Consider the following 20709-nt stretch of genomic DNA (forward strand, 5'->3'; position numbering starts at 1 on the left):
GCTACGGCTGTGGCCACGAGCCGGGAACTCACGACTTCCCGACGCCGGTCTTCTTCGCCGCCGCCTTCTGCGCCGTGGTCTTCTTGGCCACCGTCTTGGTGGTGGTCGCCTTCTTGGCGGCGGTCTTCTTCGCCGCGGTCTTCTTGGCGGGCGCCTTCTTCGCCGCGGCCTTCTTGGCGGTCTTCTTCACCGGTCCGCGCGCACGCCGGTCGGCGAGCAGTTCCATCGCCCGCTCCGGGGTGATCGATTCGATCTCATCACCCTTGCGCAGTGTCGCGTTGGTCTCGCCGTCGGTGACGTACGGGCCGAAGCGGCCGTCCTTGATCACCATCGGCTTGCCGGTGGCGGAGTCGTTTCCGAGTTCCCGCAGCGGAGCGGCGCTCGATGCCTGCCGTCCACGGCGCTTCGGCTCGGCGTAGATCTTCAGCGCCTCGTCCAGCGTGACAGTGAAGATCTGATCCTCGGTGTTCAGCGAACGCGAGTCGGTGCCCTTCTTCAGGTACGGCCCGTAACGTCCGTTCTGCGCGGTGATTTCCTCGCCGCTGGCCGGGTCGGTGCCGACCACGCGCGGCAACGACAGCAACTTCAGCGCGTCGTCGAGTGTGATGGTGGCCAGATCCATGGACTTGAACAGCGAACCGGTGCGCGGCTTGGGCGCCGCGGCCTTCTTCGCGGTCTTCTTGGCGGGCTCTTGTCCCTCCTCGGCCTGCGGTTCGGGCAGGACCTCGGTGACGTACGGACCGAAACGTCCTTCCTTGGCGACGATTTCGTGCCCCGACTCGGGATCGACGCCGAGCGAACGGCCCTCCTGCGGAGTGGCGAACAGCTTCTCGGCGACCTCAGGGGTCAGCTCGTCCGGCGGGAGATCGTCGGGGAGATTGGCCCGCTGAGACACCGCGTTGCCTTCGGGGTCATCGGGATCGGTGACCATCCGCTCCAAATAGGGACCGTACTTGCCGACCCGGACGACGACGTCTCGATCGGCGGCATCGCTGAACAGCTTGATGGAGTTGATCTCGCGGGCGTCGATGTCATCGAGCCGCTCCCCCACCATCTTCTTCAGACCGCCGGACCGCGCGACCGAGCCCTCCACGCCGTGATCGCCGCCGAAGTAAAAGCTGGACAACCAGTTTCCGCGCTGCTCGCGGCCACCGGCGATGGCGTCGAGGTCGTCCTCCATGGCGGCGGTGAAGTCGAAATCGACCAGTCGGCCGAAATGCTCTTCGAGCAGGCCGATCACCGCGAACGCCACCCACGACGGCACCAGTGCGCTGCCGCGCTTGTAGACGTAGCCGCGGTCGAGGATCGTCTTGATGATCGACGAATACGTCGACGGGCGGCCGATGCCGAGCTCTTCGAGCGTCTTGATCAGCGACGCCTCGGTGTAGCGCGCGGGCGGATTCGTGCTGTGCCCATCGGGATTCAGCTCGACCGCGGTGACCGCCTGGCCTTCCTCGAGTGCGGGCAGCCTGGACTCGGCGTCGTCGGACTGGCCGCCCGCCTCCTCGTCGACGCTCTCCACATAGGCCTTCAGGAAGCCGGGGAACGTGATGGTGCGGCCGGAAGCAGAGAAAACGCACTCTTCGCCGGTGCCAGCGACGCCGGTTATGCGCAACGTCAGCGTGGTGCCCCTGGCGTCGGCCATCTGGGAGGCGACCGTGCGCTGCCAGATGAGTTCGTAGAGGCGGAACTCGTCGTTGTCCAACCGCGCGTGCAGTTGGCCGGGCGTGGCGAAGGTGTCGCCCGCTGGACGGATGGCCTCGTGCGCCTCCTGCGCGTTCTTCACCTTGCGGTTGTATTGCCGCGCGGTCGGGTGCACGTACTCCGAGCCGTAGAGCTGGGTCGCCTGCGCGCGCGCCGCCGCGATGGCCGACTCCGACAGCGTCGTCGAGTCGGTGCGCATATAAGTGATATAGCCGTTCTCGTACAGTCGCTGCGCCACCCGCATGGTCCGCTCGGAGGTGAAACGGAGTTTGCGCCCCGCCTCCTGCTGCAACGTCGAGGTCATGAACGGCGGATAGGGCTTGCGGGTGTACGGCTTGGCCTCCGCCGAGGAGACCACCAGGTCGGCGCCGTCCAGCGCCTCGGCCAGCCGCCGCGCATAGCCCTCGTCCAGCACGACGACGCCGTTGGTGGACTTGAGCCGTCCGTCCGATCCGAAATCGCGTCCGGTGGCGACCCGTGCGCCGTCGACGGTGACCAGTCGCGCGCCGAAGGTTCTCGGGTTGGTGGCGTCGCTCGCCTGGCCGTTGCCCGCGTCGAGCTTGGCGGCGATGTCCCAGTACTCGGCCGAACGGAACGACATCCGCTCGCGTTCACGCTGCACGATCACCCGGGTGGCCACCGACTGCACGCGACCGGCCGACAGCCGCGGCATGACCTTCTTCCACAGCACGGGACTGACCTCGTAGCCGTAGAGCCGGTCCAGGATGCGGCGGGTCTCCTGGGCGTCGACCAGATCGTTGTCGAGGTCACGGGTGTCCGCGGCGGCGGCCTGGATGGCCGGCTCGGTGATCTCGTGGAACACCATCCGCCGGACCGGCACCTTGGGTTTGAGCGTCTCCAGCAGGTGCCAGGCGATCGCCTCGCCCTCGCGGTCGGGGTCGGTGGCCAGGTAGAGCTCGTCGGCGTCCTTCAGCAGACTCTTGAGCTCGGTGACCTTGGCCTTCTTGTCCGGGCTCACGACGTAGATGGGTTCGAAGTCGTTGTCGACGTCCACGCCGAGACGCGCCCAGGACTGGCCCTTGTACTTGGCCGGGACATCGGCCGCACCACGCGGCAGATCCCGGATATGGCCGACCGACGCCTCGACCGTGTAGTTACGACCGAGGTACGGCGCGATCTTGCGGGCCTTGGTCGGGGACTCGACGATCACGAGACGACGCAGGGGACGGCCCTGGTCGGCTGCACCGAGGTCTCGTGTTGCCACCGGCGAATACACCTTTCCTGATCGACCCGCGCTGCGTCTTTTCCCGCTGCGCGCGGCTGGGGTGAGCGGCTGCGACGGCTGAACATCGCACCAGACACGTTTATACCGTGACGCCGCGTGTGGTCGAGTGCTTGCGACTCGAACCACCGAGCGTACGCCCGCGAGTTCGAATCAGTATGCCTTGCCGTTTCGCCACACCTGCGCCGCGGCATGCTCGGCGGACCGTTCCGCCGGCGCACGCGGGCCGTGACTACCCCAGATATAGCTCGTCCCTCACCCCGTTGCCGGTGGTGAGGGACGAGCTGTGGATCCTTGCGCCGCTCAGCTGAGCGCACGCACTCCGGTGGCCTGCGGGCCCTTGGTGCCCTGGCCGACCTCGAACTCGACCTTCTGGTTCTCCTCGAGGGTGCGGAAACCCGAACCCTGGATCTCGGAGTAGTGGACGAAGACGTCAGCGGAGCCGTCCTCCGGCGCGATGAAGCCGAACCCCTTCTCCGCGTTGAACCACTTCACAGTTCCCTGTGCCATTCTGTTCCTTCTCTTTTCTTACCGGAACGGCGGACAACTGGGTTCGTCCACCGGGTCCGTTGTGACCGCTGTACTGTTGGTTCCCCCTGCAGGAAAGCACCAAGCACACCGTTCGCAACATCGATCCTGCTGACGGTTTGGACTTTGGATCCGTCCCTCGAACACAGAAGCTTGCGACCAGGAACCAGTGAACCATGTCTTCGGGCAATTCAACAGTCGAGTTACCGACAATTTGCAAAAAAGTTGATCTTGCGAATGCGCAGGTGAGGGACACAATGGCGGAATCCAGACTTGGGGTTCGTTTGCCTGGTGATAACCGAGTCGACGTTCAGCAAAGAAGCTGTGACCCAGGTCGCTATTTGGTATCGAAAAGGCAGGTGGAGGTTCCCGGACACACACGTTTCACACTCCCCGAGCGTGTTGCGGGGTTCCGATCGTGAATCCGCCCGACTTCGCGCTGCGCGGGCGGCCGGGAACCGAGCTCGGCTACGGGACATCGTTGCTGAATCGTGTCCTAGCCGGAGGCCTCGATGGCGACCCCCGGCTCACGCACGTGGCCGAGTTGCCCGCACGAGCCGCCGAACACTCCGAATGGCCCGTCTGGGCATCGCCGGAAGTGATTGCGGCATTGCGTGAGACAGGCGTGGCGGCGCCATGGCGGCATCAGGTGGACACCGCGGAGCAGGCGTTCCGCGGACGGCACGTCGTCGTGAGCACCGGGACCGCCTCGGGCAAATCGCTCGGCTATCAGCTTCCGGTGCTCACGACGCTGCAAGCCGATCCGAAGGCCACCGCGTTGTATCTGTCGCCGACCAAGGCGCTCGGCGCCGATCAGCTGCGCGCGGTCGGCGAACTCACCCACGAAGGTCCGTTGCGCGATATACATCCGGCCACTTACGACGGCGATACGCCTGCCGAGATCCGGCAGTGGGTACGCGCCAACGCGCGCTGGATCTTCACCAATCCGGACATGCTCCACCTCGGCATACTTCGATCGCACCAGCGCTGGGCGCGGGTGCTGCGCAGGCTGCGTTACGTGGTGGTCGACGAATGCCACGCCTATCGCGGTGTTTTCGGCTCGCACGTCGCGCTGGTGTTGCGCAGGCTGCGGCGGATCGCCGCACGATACGGCGCCGATCCCGTGTTCGTGCTCTGCTCGGCGACCTCCGCCGAACCGGCGGAGGCCGCGTCGCGCCTGATCGGCGCGCCGTGCACCGCGGTCACTCGGGACGGATCGCCGCAGGGACCGCGGACGATCGCGCTCTGGGAGCCACCGTTGCTCACCGCCGTGACCGGCGAGAACGGTGCGCCGGTGCGCAGGTCCGCCACCGCGGAGGCGGCGCGGATCATGGCGGATCTGGTGGCCGAAGGCGCGCGGACCTTGACCTTCGTGCGCTCCCGCCGAGCCGCGGAGCTGACCGCGATGGATGCCAAAAGGCTCTTGGGCGAGGTCGATCCGGACCTCGCCGCACGCGTGGCGTCCTACCGGGCGGGTTATCTCGCGGAGGATCGGCGTGAGCTGGAAGCCGCTTTGTCGGACGGATCGCTGCTCGGCGCCGCGACGACCAGCGCACTGGAACTCGGCGTCGACATCGCGGGACTGGATGCCGTGGTCATCTCGGGTTTTCCCGGAACGGTCGCGTCGTTCTGGCAGCAGGCCGGGCGGGCGGGACGGCGCACCCAAGGGTCACTGGTGCTGCTCGTGGCGCGGGACGATCCATTGGACACCTACCTGGTCCATCACCCCGAAGCGCTGCTCGGAAAGCCGATCGAGGCCACCATCACCGACCCGCGCAACCCCTATGTGCTGGGTCCGCAACTACTGTGCGCCGCGCTGGAGTTGCCGCTCACCGACGCCGAGGTGGACGAACTGGGCGCCCGTGAAGTACTGGCCGAGCTGACCGTGAAAGGACTGATCAGGCGGCGTGGAACGGGAGATCGCGCGCGCTGGTACGTGACCGCGGAGACGCAACCGCACGACGCGGTGGACGTCCGGGGCGGAATCGGCGCACCGGTGGCCATCGTGGACGGCGAGACCGGCAGGCTGCTCGGCACCGCCGATGCGGGGCGGGCCAGGGCGACGCTGCACCCGGGCGCCGTGCACCTGCACCAGGGCGAGACCTATGTCGTCGACGAGCTGGATCTCGTTGACGGCGTGGCCTTCGTGCACACCGCCGAGCCCGGGTGGACCACCAGTGCGCGCCAGGTGACCTCGATCGTGATCGACGCGGTGACCGAGCACCGTGCCCACGGTCACGTGACGGCCGGCCTGGCCCGGGTGCGGGTCACCAGCCAGGTGATCGGCTATCTGCGCACGCTGCTCACCGGCGAAGTGCTCGACCTGGTGGAACTCGACCTGCCGCCGCAGACACTGCCGACCAGGGCGGTCATGTACACGGTGACACCGGAATTGCTGGCGCTGGCGGGGATCGCGCCCCAGGACGTCCCCGGGGCGCTGCACGCGGCCGAGCACGCGGCGATCGGGCTGTTGCCCCTGGTGGCGACCTGCGACCGGTGGGACATCGGCGGTGTCTCCACCGCCGAGCACCCGGATACCGGACTGCCCACCGTCTTCGTCTACGACGGCCAAGCCGGCGGGGCGGGATTCGCCGAGCGCGGGTTCGCCCAACTGCGCCAGTGGCTTACGGCGACCTTGTCGGCCATCGAGTCGTGCGGCTGCGCGGCGGGCTGCCCCTCCTGCGTCCAATCACCCAAGTGCGGCAACGGGAACCACCCACTGGACAAGGCGGCAGCGGCGCGCCTGCTCACCGCCGTACTCGCCGAACTGTCCGCTGGTGCGGACGCGCCGCTCGATTCGTGACGGCGCAGAGCCGGACACGTGACCAATTGTCGACCTTGCCAGCGCACACGCTGGGAGGGCTGGGAGACCTCCCAGTGGAATGCCGCCGCTTCACCCCGGTCGAATAAAGAGGATTAGATTCATGTTAACTAGACTATTGCCACTTCATCGTTTGTGGACATGCGCATTCCTCCCTTTTAGATATCCCGGGTCCGCGCGGGCATTTCCCTGAGTCCGCTTTTAAACCCGCCAGTTAAGTTTCCGATTTCCGCCACTGGAAGCGACGCGGGGCCGACTGTGTATCGAACTCCATCACTCTTCAACCGGTCCGGCCCGTGCGCTCGCCCGAACGATCCGATCGCCGTACAGACCTATTGGTACATTCCTTTCCACAGCCACCGTGGCGTCCCACTCCACCGCCTCGCAAACACGGATTCGCGCACCCATCCGCCGTGCCACCTGGTCCGCCTCAGCACATGCGACATCGACGCCATCGACCAAGGCTCCCGCCGCGGTCAGTGCCGCCGAATCGGCGGCCGCCTGCGCCCGATGCCGCGCCACCACCACGGCCCCCACCTGCGCGATCAATAGCGTCACCGCGATGAGGGCCGCGAGCGCCAAGCAAGCGAACACGGTGGCCAACCCCTGTTCGTCGCTCACCCGAACCCGCAGCATGCGAGGGACACGCCTCGGGCTGCGCTCGCTGATCGGAACCCGCTCACCGTTCCCTGTCACGTCTCGCTCCGGGCAGCGTCGCGAACCGGAATCCGACCGTGACGGGCACCGCCGCCCACGAGAAGCCAGGCCACCATCGGCACCGCCTTCATTCGGTGGCTCCGGGCTCGAGGGTCGCGACCGCCTCCGCGCGGAGGGTGAGCAGCGGCAGAAGCGGGGTCCGCGCGGAAACCACGGCGATCACACGAGTGCCCTCGGTGCGGAGTGCGATGTCGGCCGACGGCGGGGCGATGCGCTCCGCCGCCGGGCGGGCGTTCGCGTGATCGCCCCGCGCGGCGAGGCGGGCGGCCTCGCCGGCGGCATCGACACAGCGGACCTGGGTCGATGCCGCCAGCAGGGCCCCGAGACAGAGCACGACGGTAGCGACGACCGAGGTCAGGGCGAGCGCGGCCTCGATCGTCACCCCTCCCCGATCGTCGCCGAGCCACGGTGTGGCGACAGCTACACCGATGTGTTCAGTGCCCGGTCGATGATCTTCGTCAGCGCGTTCACGATGCTGTCGCCCGTCACCACCCCGTACAGCACGGCGCCGAAGGCCGCCGCCGCGATCGTGCCGATCGCGTACTCCGCTGTGCTCATGCCGTCCTCCGCGACCATCGCCCGCAGCGCCCGCGCACGCAGGCTTATATATACAGCCCGCACCCTGCGGCCCACGGACCTCACAACCCCCTGGATACGCACCCGATTCCTCCTTCCCGGCCCGTGCGGCCGGTCCGCACGAGCACGCTTCCTCCGATGCAGTGCGCGACGCTGCCGCCCGAGCACGGTCGCTTTCGCTTCGGTCCACGACGAACCGCCGACGGGTGCCGATCAGCGGCAGCGACGGGTTCCATGAGCGACCGAACGCTGGATACGGCTCAGCACGCCAAGCAGCCACCGAAGCGCCGAGTGCGTGGCACACCGCCGAGCTGCCGGGCCATAGGCGGACCGACCAGCCCCGCGACGGCCTTCCTCCCGACCGGTGGCGGCAGCGACGGTGCGGGGGCTCCGAGCGACCCACCTGACGCGCTCTCGTGAACGACGTGGGCCCGGCCGTCCGCTGTTCTCCCGATGCGATTCCAGGCGGGTCCGCGAGCGCGGGCCGCCCGGTCACGGTCCGCCGAACCTGCGCGAAAACCCGGCGTGAACGCTTCCGTGCGGACACCATGGGCGGCGTGGCCACTGCCTGGTGCGGAGTTACAGCAGCCCACCGCCTAGGACTCGGCTCGCCAAGCCTATGACCACCGGCACTATGCCGAGGCAGACGAAGGCCGGGAGGAAGCACAGCCCCAAGGGGCCGCCGATCAGGACGCCCGCGCGTTCCGCCTTCGCGGCCGCGATGTCTTCCACCGCGGCCCTGCGCTGCTCGGCCAGTTCCATCACCGCTGCCGCCAGCGACGATCCGGACCGCGCCGAACGGCGCGCCATCCGGGCCAGCGACTCGATCTCGTCGGCTCCTGGGCGCCCCTTCGCATCCCGCGCCACTTGGTGCCAGGCCGTGGCCGCGTCGGCACCGAGCGCGAGCAGGTCCGCCGCCCGTCGCAGTGCTTCGCCGAGTGGTTCCGGCGCCTCCTGCGCCACGGCGCGCGCCGCCCCTGCCATGGGAAGCCCAGCACGCAGGCAGGCGGCCAGCAGGTCGAGCACCGAGGCGACAGCCAGCGGATCGGTCTCCCGGTTCACCCGGCGCGGCGTCTCGGCCGGTGCGTTGCGCGTCCGGCCGAGGGCATGCAACCGCCTGCTCACGGCCACTCGTCCCGGCAGCGATGCGAGTGCGGCCGCCATCAGCAGCAACGGCAGTGCCGCACCAGAAGTGAACGCCATCAGCAGCCTTCCTCAGCGATCCTGTTGTGCGATGACCTCGTGCACGGCCCACAGTCGGGCCATACGACGGCACACCACGCCTCACCTGCGTGCCGTCGCCGAAGAGCGGACCGATGAGGCTGACCCGTCGTCGCTCAGCAGCGCGACCGTAGATTCGGCCGGTCTGCGGGTAGTCAGGGTTGAACGCGCCGTCGAGGTGGTGTGCATCCGCCGTGCGCTGCAGTCCGATTGGATCGCCGACCGGGCGGCGGCTTCGCAGGGCCGCACCGCCTGCGACTACGGCACACACGACCCTTGGAACCGGCGTGCGCGCAAACCGCCTCTCCCCGCCGATCGCAACCGGCTTCGAGTTCGACAACTGCTTTGGCCGGCCGCGACCAGCCATCGAGGAAGACTTCATATCAGCACCTTTCGGGTGATGGCATCGGTCCACAGCAGGCCCGCGCAGGCCAGGCCCGCGCCTACCGGCAACAGCACCGCCCCCGCGGACGAGGCGAACAGGACGTGCAGCGGCGCGGCGCCCATCATTTGGCCGAGGGCGATGCCGAGGAGCGGCAAACACGCCAGGACACCGGCGGTGGCCCGTGCGCCGGCCAGCGCGGCGGTGGTGCGGCCGTGGAATCGGATGCGTCCCGCGAGATCCGTTCGGGCCGCGGACAGCAACTCCGCCAGTGCCAAGCCGTGCTGCTCGGCCACCTGCCACGCCCCGGCGACCCGGGCGAGTTCCGCGGCGATCGGGGAATCCGGCCGGCGCAGACCCTCGGCCGCAGAGCCACCGAGTCGGCTGCGGGCGGCGCCAACGGTGAACGCGCGGGACGACTCGCCCCACACCTCACGTGCGGCGGCCTCGGCGGCGGCGCTCGGATGCGCCCCCACGCGCAATTCCGCGATCACAGCCTCCAAGGCATCGAGTAGGTACCCTTGCTCGGCTTTCCCGCGCCGGTCCCGTACCGCCCGGCGAGCCCGTAGCCCGACCGTTCCGGCGACCAGGCCGGCCGCGAGGAAAGCACCCGTACCGAAGACGGCGAGCACGATCACCACGCCTACGCAGGCACAGACGCGGAACAGCCTGCCGCGCTCCGGTATTCGGTACTCGACGCGCGCGGTGAACAGCTGTCCGAACCGGCGCTGCGACCGGGGCGCCGGAACCAGGACCAACGCCAGCGCGAGACACAACAGCGCGCCGCTCAACGGTCGAGCCGTTCGGCGAGCAGGCTGGACAGGTCCGCGGCGGCGGGGGCCACACCCGTGGTATGCCAGGCGGGCGTGATCCGCACGGCCCCATCGCCGTTGCGGTGCACGAGGCCGACCTCGCGCAGCCCCCGCGAGCCGTCGGATCGGCGGTGCATGTGCAGGACGACCTGCACCGCGGCGGCGAGTTGACTGTGCAAGGCTGCTCGATCCATGCCGCCCAGAGCGGCGAGGGCTTCCAGCCGGGCGGGGACTTCTTGCGGCGAGTTGGCGTGCACGGTGCCCGCCCCGCCGTCGTGTCCGGTGTTCAACGCGGTCAGCAGGTCGACCACCTCGGCGCCCCTGACCTCGCCGACCACGATCCGGTCCGGCCGCATGCGCAGCGCTTGACGGACCAGGTCACGGACGGTGACCTCGCCGACGCCTTCCACATTCGCGGTCCTGGCCACCAGCCGGACCACGTGGGGATGCGGTGGCGCGAGCTCCGCCGCGTCCTCGACGCAGACGATCCGCTCGGACGGGCCCACCGTGGCGAGCAGGGCCGACAGCAGCGTCGTCTTCCCGGCTCCGGTGCCGCCGACGACCAGGAACGCCAGCCTCGCCCGGATGATTCGTTCCAGCAGGAGCTTCGCGTCGGCGGGCACCGAGCCCGCCACGGCGAGCGCGGACAGCCCCTGGGTGGCCGGACGGAGTACCCGCAACGACAGACAAGTGCCGCCGTGCGCGACCGGCGCGAGGACCGCGTGCAAACGGACCCCGAACGAATCCCCTGATGCCGCAGCGATTCCGGACAGCCGACCGTCCACCCATGGTTGTGCGTCGTCGAGTCGGCGGCCCGCCGACAGTGCCAGGCGCTGCGCCAGCCGCCGGACCGCGGCCTCGTCGGAGAAGGTGATCGAGGTCTTCTCCAGACCGTGCCCGCGATCGATCCACACCGCGTCCGGACCGGTCACCAGGACGTCGGCCACTCGCGGATCGTGCAAAAGCGGTTCGAGTACGCCCGCGCCGGTGAGTTCGGTCTGCAGCAGTCGCAGAGCCCGCAGCAGGTCGGTGTCGCCGAGCACCCCGCCCGCTTCGGCCCGGATCGCGGCGGCGACCTGCGCCGGATCCGGGTCGCCGGTCTCGCCCGCCAGGCGCTCCCGCACCCGGTCCAGCAGCTCGCTGGTCAGTATCGCGCTCATCGCCCCCTCCTCACCGCCGTTGTCCCGGTGGTGCACTCAGTACGCCGAGGACGGCGTCGGCCGCATCACGCAGCGGCCCGCGGCGGCCTACCGACATCCCGCCGCGCTCCAGCCGGTGCGCGAGACCGGACTGGGCGCGAACGGCGGCGAGCAGCGGGAGATCGAGCACCTCGGCGACCTCGGCTCCGCGCAGGCCGCCGGGCGCCGGACCGCGAACGATCAGGCCCTGGTTCGGGTTTCGCCGCGCGATATGGGCGGACACCGCTTCGGCGGCGGCGACCGCACGCAGCCGCGCCGGAACGACCAGAACCACGAGGTCCGCGGAGTCGAGCATCTGGTCGGCATGCGGCCCGCGCTCACCGGAAATATCGCAAACTATGAAATCGCCTGCGACACGGCCCGCTTCGATGACAGCGCGGACCGCGGGCGCGCCGAGCTCACGTGGCAATCGTCCCGCACCGCAGCGCCCACAGGACAGCACCGCGAGCCCGGGCGCCGCGACGGGTAGGGCGCCGTGCAGCGCGGTCGCTGAGACGCGCCCGTCCTCCACCACCAGGTCGGGCCAGCGCAGGCCCGCCGCGTTCTCGACACCGAGCAGCAGGTCGAGACCCCCCGCGAAGGGTGCGCCATCGACCAGCAAGGTCTCGCGCCGGAACCCCTCCGCGGCGGCGCGCAGCGCGACCGCGACGGCGAGGGTGGACGCACCGGCCCCGCCGCCCGCGCCGACGACGGCGAGCACCACGCCGTCACCCGCACGCTGCTCGCCGTATTCAGCAAACATATCGATGAGCCCCACCGCCGCGCCGGGCAAGGCGATAGCCCGCTCCGCGCCGACCGCGGCGGCGGCCTGCCAGTCGAGCAAACCTGGCTCACCATCGGTTACCACCACGACGCCGGCGCGGCGCAGGTAGCCCGCGGCGGCCGCTTCGCGTGCCGTATCGGTGTCCAGGATGACCAGTGGAGCGCCGGTCCAGGCATGTCGGCCGACGAGTCGCGTCCGCTCATCGAGTGGCCGTTCGGCGGCCGCCGCGATACGCCGGACTTCGTCGCGCAGACGGTCGTCATCGATGAGCACAAGGGCGGGCGTCGGCCCGATCGGCTCCGATGCATCGAGGTTCATGCAGGTCAGCGTCGCGGAACTGGAGCAGGGATAGAAGGGGCGATATGCCGAATGTGGACAACTCCGGGCTTGTGGACAGCTATCCGAACCCGATGTCGTAGCGCACTGTCCCTGAAATAGAGGACGGCCCCAGCCGGGGGGGGAGGAGGCTGGGGCCGTCGGGGTTCAGCCCCGGGGGGTCGGGCTGAACGCGCCTGGACCATGTCCAGGTGCCAGCAATACTACACCTAAGCCCCGGCCACCACGCAAGTCTGCCGACGGACATCTTTGTGGCCCTCGTGGCTTCGGCGTCTGCGGGGCAAACTTCATCGCCGCACCGGCCGCAGCCGCGCCACGGCGGGGAACACGCGTGCCGACCAGCGGCAGCCGTGGTGCAGCCGCCGCCCATCTGCGGCCGATCGAAGGCAGGACGGCCACACAACAGGCGCGGTGGCCGGAGAGCGCTGCCACAACCCGCGGTCGGACCGACCACGGGGACACAGCAGCCGCACCACACCTGACGCCTGGCCGAGCGGAGACCATACCGCCGCCTATCCTGGTCGGGTGGACAAGTCAGCCACTGCAGGTGGACGCGTCGCGGCCTTCTTCGATCTGGACAAGACCGTGATCGCGAAGTCGAGCACGTTCGTATTCAGCAAGCCCTTCTACGCGCAGGGGCTTTTGAACCGCCGCGCCGTACTGGAAAGCAGTTACGCCCACTTCCTGTTCCTGCTGTCGGGAGCCGATCACGATCAGATGGAACGGATGCGCGCCCACCTGACCAGCATGTGCGCGGGCTGGGACGTCGAGCAGGTGAAATCCATTGTGGCAGAGACATTGCACGAGTTGGTCGATCCGCTGATCTACGCGGAGGCGGCCGACTTGATCGCCGACCACAAGATCCGGGGGCACGATGTGGTGATCGTCTCGGCCTCCGGCGAGGAGATCGTCGGCCCGATCGCCGAAGCGCTCGGCGCCTCACATACCGCCGCCACCCGGATGGTCGTGGCGGACGGAAAGTACACCGGCGAGGTCGAGTTCTACTGCTACGGCGAGGGCAAGGTCGCCGCCATCGAGAAACTCGCCGCAGACGAGGGGTACGACCTGTCCCGCTGCTACGCCTACTCCGACTCGATCACCGACCTGCCGCTGCTCGGCGCGGTGGGCCACCCCACTGCGGTCAATCCGGATCGCAATCTGCGCCGTGAGGCCACCACGCGGGGCTGGCCGATCCTGACCTTCTCCAACCCGGTGTCGCTGTGGGCGCGCTTCCAAGCGCCGTCCTCGACGACGCTCGCGGCCACCGCGGCGGTCGGCTTGAGCGCGGTCGTGGCCGGCGCGATCAGCTACCGGATGCTGCGCCGCCGACGCTGAGATCGGACGCTCGAGCAGCCCGTCCAATCCGGGTCGCCAGCGGCTTGCCGTTAACTCAGCCAACTTGACCGATGGCGCTGCGGACCAGGCATTTAACCACGAAACGCCGAGAAAAACGCCGATTGTTCAATGTTCTCGCATCCCTTGATGTGAGTGCAGTCACAGGTGTAGAAAGGTAACTACGGAAGGACGGAAGGCCAAGGCAGCACCGGAAGAGAAGGCACTGTCTCCCGACCCTTCTTCCCAGCACGGGCACCAGGCACCCACGCGGAGCGCGCCGCGACAAGGGCAGAAGCGTTGTGGGCCTGCGAAATTCGGATAGTCGACGGCGAAGGCCTCGCACAGGTTGCGGGGATGAACCGGCCGATGTCCGGATTGTCGCCGAGGCCGCAGAACACAACCCACCTAGCACGCTTGGTAACCGGGTAGTCCGTGCTAGCGGGCGGTGAGGTCGAGAGACAACGCCGCCCGCTTTGACGTGTACGGGGGTTATCCCGCCGCCGAGTCCGCGATCGACGTGGCCTCGCGCGCGCCGTCCTCGAACGCCCCGCAACAGAGGATCACCCAGCCGCCGACCGCCTCCGCCTCCCCGGTTCCGAATCCCGCGGCCGCGTCCAGATACGCCTGACGCCTGCGCAACCAGAACACCTCCGGTACGCCGAGGCTGTGCGGATCCAGCCCACTCGACACCGCGACCAGCCGGGAGGCCGCCCGCGCGACTACGCCATCGGCCGTGCCGAACGGCCGCAGCGCCAGTAGCTCACCGTGTACTACGGCGGCGAGCACCGGCGCGGGCGCTCGCGAACCGAGCACCGTCTGCGCCAGCAGATCCAGCCGCTGCGCGACGCCCGAGTCGCCGCGCGGCCTGCCGAGCGCCTCTTGCTCCGGAATCAGATCGGCCGCGGCGAGCAGATGCAGCCGCGCCAGCGCCTGCAGCGGGGCACGCTGCCAGGTGCCCACCAGATTCCGCAGCGCGTCCCCGTCCAACGCTTGCCCGACGCGCAGCGAGCCGGCCAGGATCGGGTCCGCAACCCGGCCGTCGGCGGGAATGTCCGTGCTGCCGCCGTCGATGGCCGCCGAGGACCGGGCCGCACGCACCGCGGCCTCGGCCGCCGTGGTGGGCCACCCACGCCGGTTCGCCTTGTGCCGGTGCACCTCGGCGAGCGCGTCGCGGGCACGGTCGGCCGCGTCCCGGACACCGGGAAGATCGACGAGGGGCTGTAGCGGATCGGTCACGGCATACGAGGCTACTTGCGCTCGCGCGGACCGATCCGCGCGCCCGGCTCGCTATCCGGCCAGCAGATCGCGTCCCGGTATCGCGTCGAGCAGTTTGCGCGTGTACTCCTGCCGGGGATCGTCGAACACCTCGTCGGTCGTCGCCGCCTCGACCACCTTGCCGCGCTGCATGACGAGCACGTCGTCGGCGATCTGCCGCACCACGGCCAGATCGTGGGTGATGAACAGATACGCCAGCCCGAGCTCGGCTTGCAGCTCGTTGAGCAGGCGGAGGATCTGGGCCTGCACCAGCACGTCGAGCGCGGACACCGCCTCGTCGCACACCACCACTTCGGGCCGTAGGGCGAGTGCCCGCGCGACCGCCACGCGCTGACGCTGCCCACCGGACAGTTCGTTGGGGTAGCGCCGCAGCACACCGGCAGGCAGCGCGACCTTGTCGAGCAGTTCCCGCACGGTCGCCTCCCTTTCCTCGGCGGTACCGATCCGGTGGGTGCGCAACGGCTCCTCGATGGTGCGGTAGATCGTGTACATCGGATCGAGCGAGCCGTAGGGATCCTGGAAGATCGGCTGCACCCGGCGGCGGAAGGCGAAGGATTCCTTACGGTCCAGGGTGGTCACGTCCTTGCCGTCGAACGTGACGGCGCCGGAGGTGGGCGCGAGCAGTCCGAGGACCATCTGCGCCACCGTGGTCTTGCCCGAGCCGGATTCGCCGACGATCGCCGTGGTCGACCCGCGCCGCAGCCGGAACGACACATCGTCCACCGCGACGAACTCGGTCGACTTCCACGGCGTGCGATCGCGAATGTGAAACGTCTTCGTCAGACGCTCGGCTACCAGCACGTCGTCCGGCACCACCGTGTCGGCTGCCGCCACCTGCACGGCTTGCGCGTGGATCTCGGCCCGGCGCCGCACCGCCGACCGCCGCTGCGCGGCCAGCGACGGCGCCGAACTCACCAGCCGTTTGGTGTACAGGTGCTGCGGATCACGCAGAATCCGCAAAGCGGGCCCGGACTCCACGACACGGCCGCGATACATCACCACCAGGTGTTCGGCACGCTCCGCCGCCAGACCCAAGTCATGGGTGATCAGCAGCACCGCGGTGCCGAGTTCGGCGGTGAGCCGCTCGAGATGGTCGAGGATCTGCCGCTGTACGGTCACGTCGAGCGCCGAGGTCGGCTCGTCGGCGATGAGCAGTTGCGGCCGGCAGGACAGGCCGATCGCGATCAACGCACGCTGGCGCATGCCGCCGGAGAACTCGTGCGGATACTGGTTCACCCGGCGTTCGGCGTCGGGCATGCCCGCTTCCTCGAGCAGTTCCACCGCTCGCTTCTCGGCGGCCTTGCCCTTCGCGATGCCGTTGGCTTCGAGCGTCTCGCGGATCTGGAAACCGATCTTCCACACCGGATTCAGATTCGACATCGGATCCTGCGGGACCAGGCCGATGCCGCTGCCGCGGACCGCGACGATCTCTCGTTTCGAGGCCGCCGTGAGTTCCTTGCCGTCGAACCTGATCGAACCGGAGGTGACCCGGCCCGTGCCGGGCAGCAAGTCGATGATCGCGTGCGCGGTGGTCGACTTTCCCGAGCCCGATTCCCCGACGATGGCCACGGTCTGCCCCGGATACACCGACAGGCTCACGTCCCGGACCGCGGGCACCGGCTTGCCGTCGGCGGTGAAGCTCACGTTCAGATCGGTGATCTCCAGCAGCGGCCGGTCGGCCTCGCTCATCGCTTCCTCGCCTTCGGATCGAGGGCGTCGCGCACGGCGTCGCCCAGCATGATGAAGCTCAGCACGGTCAGCGCCAGCGCCGTCGCCGGATAGAACAGGATGGCGGAGGTGCGGATCTCCTTCTGACCCGTGGCGATGTCCGCGCCCCAGGACACCACGGTGCGCGGGAGACCGACGCCGAGATAGGACAGCGTCGCCTCGGTGACGATGAAGACGCCCAGCCACAGCGTGGTCACCACGATCAGCGGTCCCGCCGCGTTGGGCAACACGTGGCGCACAAGCGTCTGCGGTCGAGAGACGCCCAAAGCTTTCGCGGCCGTGACGTAATCACTGTTCTTCGCTTGGATCACCGCGCTACGGGCGATCCGCGCCGCCTGCGGCCAGGTGAACGAGGCGAGGATGACGATCACGGTCCAGATCGTCCTTGCGTCCAGCAGCTGCATGATCACGATGGCGGCCAGCATCAACGGAATCGCGTAGAAGACCTCCGCGACCCGCGAGACGATCGAGTCCAGCGGCCCGCCGTAGAAGCCCGCCAGCGCGCCGAGCGTTCCCCCGATCAGCACGAACAGCAGCGTCGCGCCGACTCCGGCGAGCACGGAAGCCCGCGCTCCGTAGACGGTGCGGGCGTAGATGTCGCACCCCTGCTTGTCGAAACCGAACGGGTGCCCTGCGCCGCGCGGGTCCATGCTGAAGTCGCCGTTGCAGTACCGCGGGTCCTGATCGGTGAACAGCCCCGGCCAGATCACCACGATCAGCACGAACACGATCAGCACCGCCGCGACGATGAAGATCGGGTTGCGCCGCAGCTGCCGCCACGCGTCGCGCCAGATGCTGGTCGGCGCGCCCGCATCCAGCACGGCGTCGGTGGCGAGCACCTCGACCTCGTCGGGCGGCGCGACGAAATGCTCCTGGCCGCGGCGCGGACTCGCGGCCTCGGTGCGGTCAGGCATAGCGGATCCTCGGGTCGAGTGCGGCGTAGAGCAGGTCCACGAGCAGATTGGTGAGCAGGAAGATGACGATCAGCACCGTGACGAAGGAGACGACGGTCGGCGGCTCCCCCCTGGTGATGGCCTGGTAGAGCGTGCCGCCCACGCCGGGAATGTTGAAGATGCCCTCGGTGACGATGGCGCCGCCCATCAGGGCGCCCAGATCCGCGCCGACGAACGTGACCACCGGAATCATCGAGTTGCGCAGGATGTGCACGGTCACCACGCGTGGCCTGCGCAGGCCTTTGGCGGTCGCGGTGCGCACGTAGTCGGCGGACATGTTCTCCGCCACCGAATTCCGGGTCAAGCGCAGGACGTAGGCGAACGACAGCGAGCCGAGCACGATCGCGGGCACCAGCAGTTCGCCGACGGTCGCCTTCCCGGAGACCGTCACGGGCGCGATGCCCCACTTCACGCCGAGCAGGAATTGGGCGAGGAAGCCCACCACGAAGACCGGGACCGCGATCACGACCAGGCTGATCACGAGCATCGCGGAGTCGAACAGCTTGCCTTTGCGCAGTCCGGCGATCAGGCCGAACAGCACGCCGAAGACCGACTCGATCAGCACCGCCATGAAGGCCAACTTGATCGTGATCGGGAACGCACGCGCGAGTTCGTCCCGCACCGGCCTGCCGGAGAAGGCCGTGCCGAAGTCCAGCGTGACGATGCCCTTCAGATACAACAGGTACTGCACGAGGAACGGCTCGTCGAGGTGGTAGCGCGCCCGCAGTTGCGCCTCCACCGCGGGCGTCATGGGTTTGTCACCCGCCAGCGCGTGGATCGGGTCGCCAGGGACGAGGAACACCAGTGCGTAGACGAGCAGGGTCGCACCGAGGAACACGGGGATCATCTGAAGCAGACGCCGCCCGACATACCAGGCCATTTCGCCTCCTGAACAGGACCGCCGAGCGTCACCCGGACGCCCGGCGGCCGGCGGCTACTTCTCGATGTTCTCGAAGTCGAACAGTCCGTTCCAGGCGAGTTCGGCCTTGCGCACCCGGTCGGAGCGGCCCGCGGCGGCCACGTAGTCGAACACCGGGACGTCGGCCAGGTCCTTGATCAGCAGGGACTGGGCCTGCGCGATGATCTTGTAGGACTCGTCCTGGCTCGGCGCGGCCAAGGCGGCATCGAGCAGGCGGTCGAATTCCGGGTTCTTGTAGTCGACGTTGTTGGTGTCGGAGTAGCTGTAGTACTGCGAAGTGAGGAACTGCAGCATGGTCGGGTAGTCACCCTGCCAGCCGTAGCGGAAGGCCTTGTTGATGGTGCGCGCGTTCACTTCGTCGCGGATGTTCTTGAACGTCGGGTACGGCACGCCGATGGCGTCGACGCCGAGGGTGTTCTTCACGCTGTTGGCCACCGCCTCCACCCAGGCCTGGTGGCCGCCGTCGGAGTTGTAGGCGATCTCGTAGCGGCCCGACCACGGCGAGATCGCGTCGGCCTGTGCCCAGACCTTCTTGGCCTCGTCGGGGTTGTACTTCAACACCTCCGAGCCGGGGAGGTTCGGGTCGAAGCCGGGCAGCGTGCTCGCGGTGAAGTCGCGCGCCGGGATCCGGGTGCCGTGGAAGATGTTCTGCGCGATCTGTTCCCGGTTGATCGCCATCGAGATCGCCCGGCGCCGCAACAGCCCTTCCTGGCCGGCGAAGTGCGCGACGTTGGACTGGATGCCGATGTGCTGGTTCTGGGCGGTCGGCTTGGTGATCGCGCGGTCACCGAGATCCCGTTCGTAGGAGGTGAGCGCGCTGTCGGGCACGGTGTCGAGCGCGTCCAGATTGCCCGCTTGCAGATCCGCGTAGGCGGTGTCGAAGGACTGATACATCACGAACCGCAGCCCTTTGTTCTTGGCCGGGCGGCCGCCGGGGTAGTCCGGGTTGGGCGCCAGATCGATCTTGACGTTGTGCTCCCACGCCCCGGACCGGGCGAACTTGTAGGGGCCGTTGCCGATCGGGTTCTCTCCGAACGCTTTCATGTCCTTGAACGCGGCCTCCGGCAGCGGATAGAACGGCGCGTACCCGAGTTCGGTCTCGAAATCGATCGAGGGTGCCTTCAGCTCGATGGTGAAGGTGCGGTCGTCGATCACCTTCAAGCCCGACATCGTCTGTGCCGTAGGCTTTTCCGCGGACACCTCGTCGAAACCGACGATGGGACTGAACACATAGCTCTGTAACTGGGCGTTGGTGCCGAGCGCGCCGTAGTTCCACGCGTCGACGAACGACTTCGCCGTCACCGGGGTGCCGTCGGTGAACTTCCAGCCGGGTTTGATGGTCACCCGGTAGCTCTTCCGATCCGTGGTCTGGATCGACTCCGCCATCTCGTCGTGCGCCTTGCCGCTCCCGTCGTAGTACTTCAGGCCCGCGAACAGCCGGTCGACCACGCGGCCGCCCATATTCTCGTTGGTGTTGGTAGGCACCAGCGGATTCTGCGGCTCGCCACCGTTGACCGTGACGATGTCGGCATCGGCGCCGTCGCCCGAGGAACATGCGGACAGCCCGAGGCTCGTGGCCAGTACGACCGCCGCGGTCAGCGCCATCGCTCTGTGGAATTTCAACGCGTCCTCCCGGTGCGAGAAGGGGGTAGCCGATCGGCACCCGCAGGAGGCCCGTCAGCGCATGCCGACGCGATCCCCCTGTGTGGTTGGCAGAGTAACCACCGGCGCGGGCACTGTCACCTGATTGATCCGAGTTCGTTGTACTTGTTACCGATCCGGCAACATCGCCGAAACACCCCGAGTTTCGTGCGGAAACGGCGCGCGGCCGGAGCATCGCCTTCGCCGCGGGAGGACAGGCGCGGCGGCGTGACGCGGGCGAAACCCGATCGACACACCGCACGCGGCATGGGTCACAGTTGATTACTGTCGAACTCGGCTGCGTCGAATCGTGCGCTCAGGCTACGTGGAAAGAAGAGACGAGATGACCGAAACCAGCGCCGAACACAGGGACTCGTATCCGCCGAACGCGGAGTTCGCCGCCCAGGCGAACGCCGACGCCGGACTCTACGAGCGGGCGGCGGCCGATCGCGACGCGTTCTGGGCCGAACAGGCCGGGCGGCTGCACTGGCACGAACCGTTCACCCAGGTGCTGGACTGGAGCGGGGCTCCGGTGGCGAAATGGTTCGTCGGCGGA

17 protein-coding genes are annotated in these 20709 nt (G+C 68.5%); 3 read left to right on the top strand and 14 right to left on the bottom strand.

What is annotated here, in order from left to right; genetic code table 11:
- Positions 1-28: 28 nt before the first annotated feature.
- The gene (topA, locus tag ACL03I_RS23790) at positions 29-2929 is read right to left on the bottom strand and encodes a type I DNA topoisomerase (protein ID WP_459561387.1); all 2901 of its coding nucleotides are present in this window, start codon (positions 2927-2929) and stop codon (positions 29-31) included.
- A gap of 321 nt (positions 2930-3250) precedes the next feature.
- Entirely contained in the window at positions 3251-3457 is a 207-nt protein-coding gene (locus ACL03I_RS23795) for a cold-shock protein (protein WP_011206895.1), read from the bottom strand.
- 499 nt (positions 3458-3956) lie between these two features.
- On the opposite strand from ACL03I_RS23795, the gene ACL03I_RS23800 reads away from it, so the two are divergent.
- Positions 3957-6278: a DEAD/DEAH box helicase gene (locus tag ACL03I_RS23800; RefSeq protein ID WP_412806994.1), complete on the top strand. Its 2322-nt coding sequence runs from the start codon at positions 3957-3959 to the stop codon at positions 6276-6278.
- A gap of 291 nt (positions 6279-6569) precedes the next feature.
- Here the strand turns inward: ACL03I_RS23800 and ACL03I_RS23805 are convergent, their stop codons facing one another.
- The 7 genes from ACL03I_RS23805 to ssd all read right to left on the bottom strand — a co-directional run bounded on the left by ACL03I_RS23805 (position 6570) and on the right by ssd (position 12284).
- The gene (locus ACL03I_RS23805; protein WP_364438321.1) at positions 6570-6917 is read right to left on the bottom strand and encodes an Rv3654c family TadE-like protein; all 348 of its coding nucleotides are present in this window, start codon (positions 6915-6917) and stop codon (positions 6570-6572) included.
- A gap of 163 nt (positions 6918-7080) precedes the next feature.
- Positions 7081-7395, bottom strand: a complete 315-nt coding sequence (locus tag ACL03I_RS23810; protein ID WP_355079237.1) for a TadE family type IV pilus minor pilin — start codon at positions 7393-7395, stop codon at positions 7081-7083.
- A 38-nt stretch (positions 7396-7433) separates the two neighbouring features.
- Complete coding sequence (locus tag ACL03I_RS23815) at positions 7434-7619, bottom strand: DUF4244 domain-containing protein (RefSeq protein ID WP_355079276.1); 186 nt, start codon at positions 7617-7619, stop codon at positions 7434-7436.
- Between the two features lie 549 nt (positions 7620-8168).
- Positions 8169-8792 (bottom strand): type II secretion system F family protein, encoded by a 624-nt coding sequence (locus ACL03I_RS23820; protein WP_412806985.1) that lies wholly within the window; start codon positions 8790-8792, stop codon positions 8169-8171.
- Between the two features lie 396 nt (positions 8793-9188).
- A complete protein-coding gene (locus ACL03I_RS23825; RefSeq protein WP_412806986.1) occupies positions 9189-9983 on the bottom strand; it encodes a type II secretion system F family protein in 795 nt (264 codons plus the stop codon).
- Positions 9980-11164 (bottom strand): TadA family conjugal transfer-associated ATPase, encoded by a 1185-nt coding sequence (locus tag ACL03I_RS23830; protein WP_355079243.1) that lies wholly within the window; start codon positions 11162-11164, stop codon positions 9980-9982. The genes ACL03I_RS23825 and ACL03I_RS23830 overlap by 4 nt, the downstream gene beginning before the upstream one ends.
- A gap of 10 nt (positions 11165-11174) precedes the next feature.
- On the bottom strand, positions 11175-12284 hold the full coding sequence (ssd, locus tag ACL03I_RS23835; protein WP_412806987.1) for a septum site-determining protein Ssd: 1110 nt from the start codon (positions 12282-12284) through the stop codon (positions 11175-11177).
- Positions 12285-12827: 543 nt separating this feature from the next.
- Between ssd and ACL03I_RS23840 the strand changes: the two genes are divergently transcribed.
- Positions 12828-13637 carry an HAD family hydrolase gene (locus ACL03I_RS23840; RefSeq protein ID WP_412806988.1) on the top strand — a complete coding sequence of 270 codons (810 nt, stop codon included), beginning with the start codon at positions 12828-12830 and terminating at the stop codon, positions 13635-13637.
- Positions 13638-14126: 489 nt separating this feature from the next.
- On the opposite strand, the gene ACL03I_RS23845 is transcribed toward ACL03I_RS23840, so the two are convergent.
- Genes ACL03I_RS23845 through ACL03I_RS23865 form a run of 5 tightly spaced genes read right to left on the bottom strand, consistent with a single transcriptional unit; the run spans position 14127 to position 20117 of the window.
- Positions 14127-14873: a Fic family protein gene (locus ACL03I_RS23845; RefSeq protein ID WP_364438310.1), complete on the bottom strand. Its 747-nt coding sequence runs from the start codon at positions 14871-14873 to the stop codon at positions 14127-14129.
- Positions 14874-14924: 51 nt separating this feature from the next.
- A complete protein-coding gene (locus ACL03I_RS23850) occupies positions 14925-16601 on the bottom strand; it encodes an ABC transporter ATP-binding protein (protein ID WP_355079249.1) in 1677 nt (558 codons plus the stop codon).
- Positions 16598-17554, bottom strand: a complete 957-nt coding sequence (locus ACL03I_RS23855; RefSeq protein ID WP_355079251.1) for an ABC transporter permease — start codon at positions 17552-17554, stop codon at positions 16598-16600. Before ACL03I_RS23855 ends, ACL03I_RS23850 begins: the two co-directional genes overlap by 4 nt.
- A complete protein-coding gene (locus ACL03I_RS23860) occupies positions 17547-18473 on the bottom strand; it encodes an ABC transporter permease (protein WP_355079253.1) in 927 nt (308 codons plus the stop codon). The genes ACL03I_RS23855 and ACL03I_RS23860 overlap by 8 nt, the downstream gene beginning before the upstream one ends.
- 54 nt (positions 18474-18527) lie before the next feature.
- Positions 18528-20117: a peptide ABC transporter substrate-binding protein gene (locus ACL03I_RS23865; protein WP_356963877.1), complete on the bottom strand. Its 1590-nt coding sequence runs from the start codon at positions 20115-20117 to the stop codon at positions 18528-18530.
- 379 nt (positions 20118-20496) lie between these two features.
- On the opposite strand from ACL03I_RS23865, the gene ACL03I_RS23870 reads away from it, so the two are divergent.
- On the top strand, positions 20497-20709 hold a 213-nt coding region (locus ACL03I_RS23870), incomplete at its 3' end, for an acetyl-coenzyme A synthetase N-terminal domain-containing protein (protein ID WP_412806989.1).

The sequence above is a fragment of the Nocardia sichangensis genome (genome assembly GCF_047200615.1).
GTDB lineage: Bacteria > Actinomycetota > Actinomycetes > Mycobacteriales > Mycobacteriaceae > Nocardia > Nocardia sichangensis.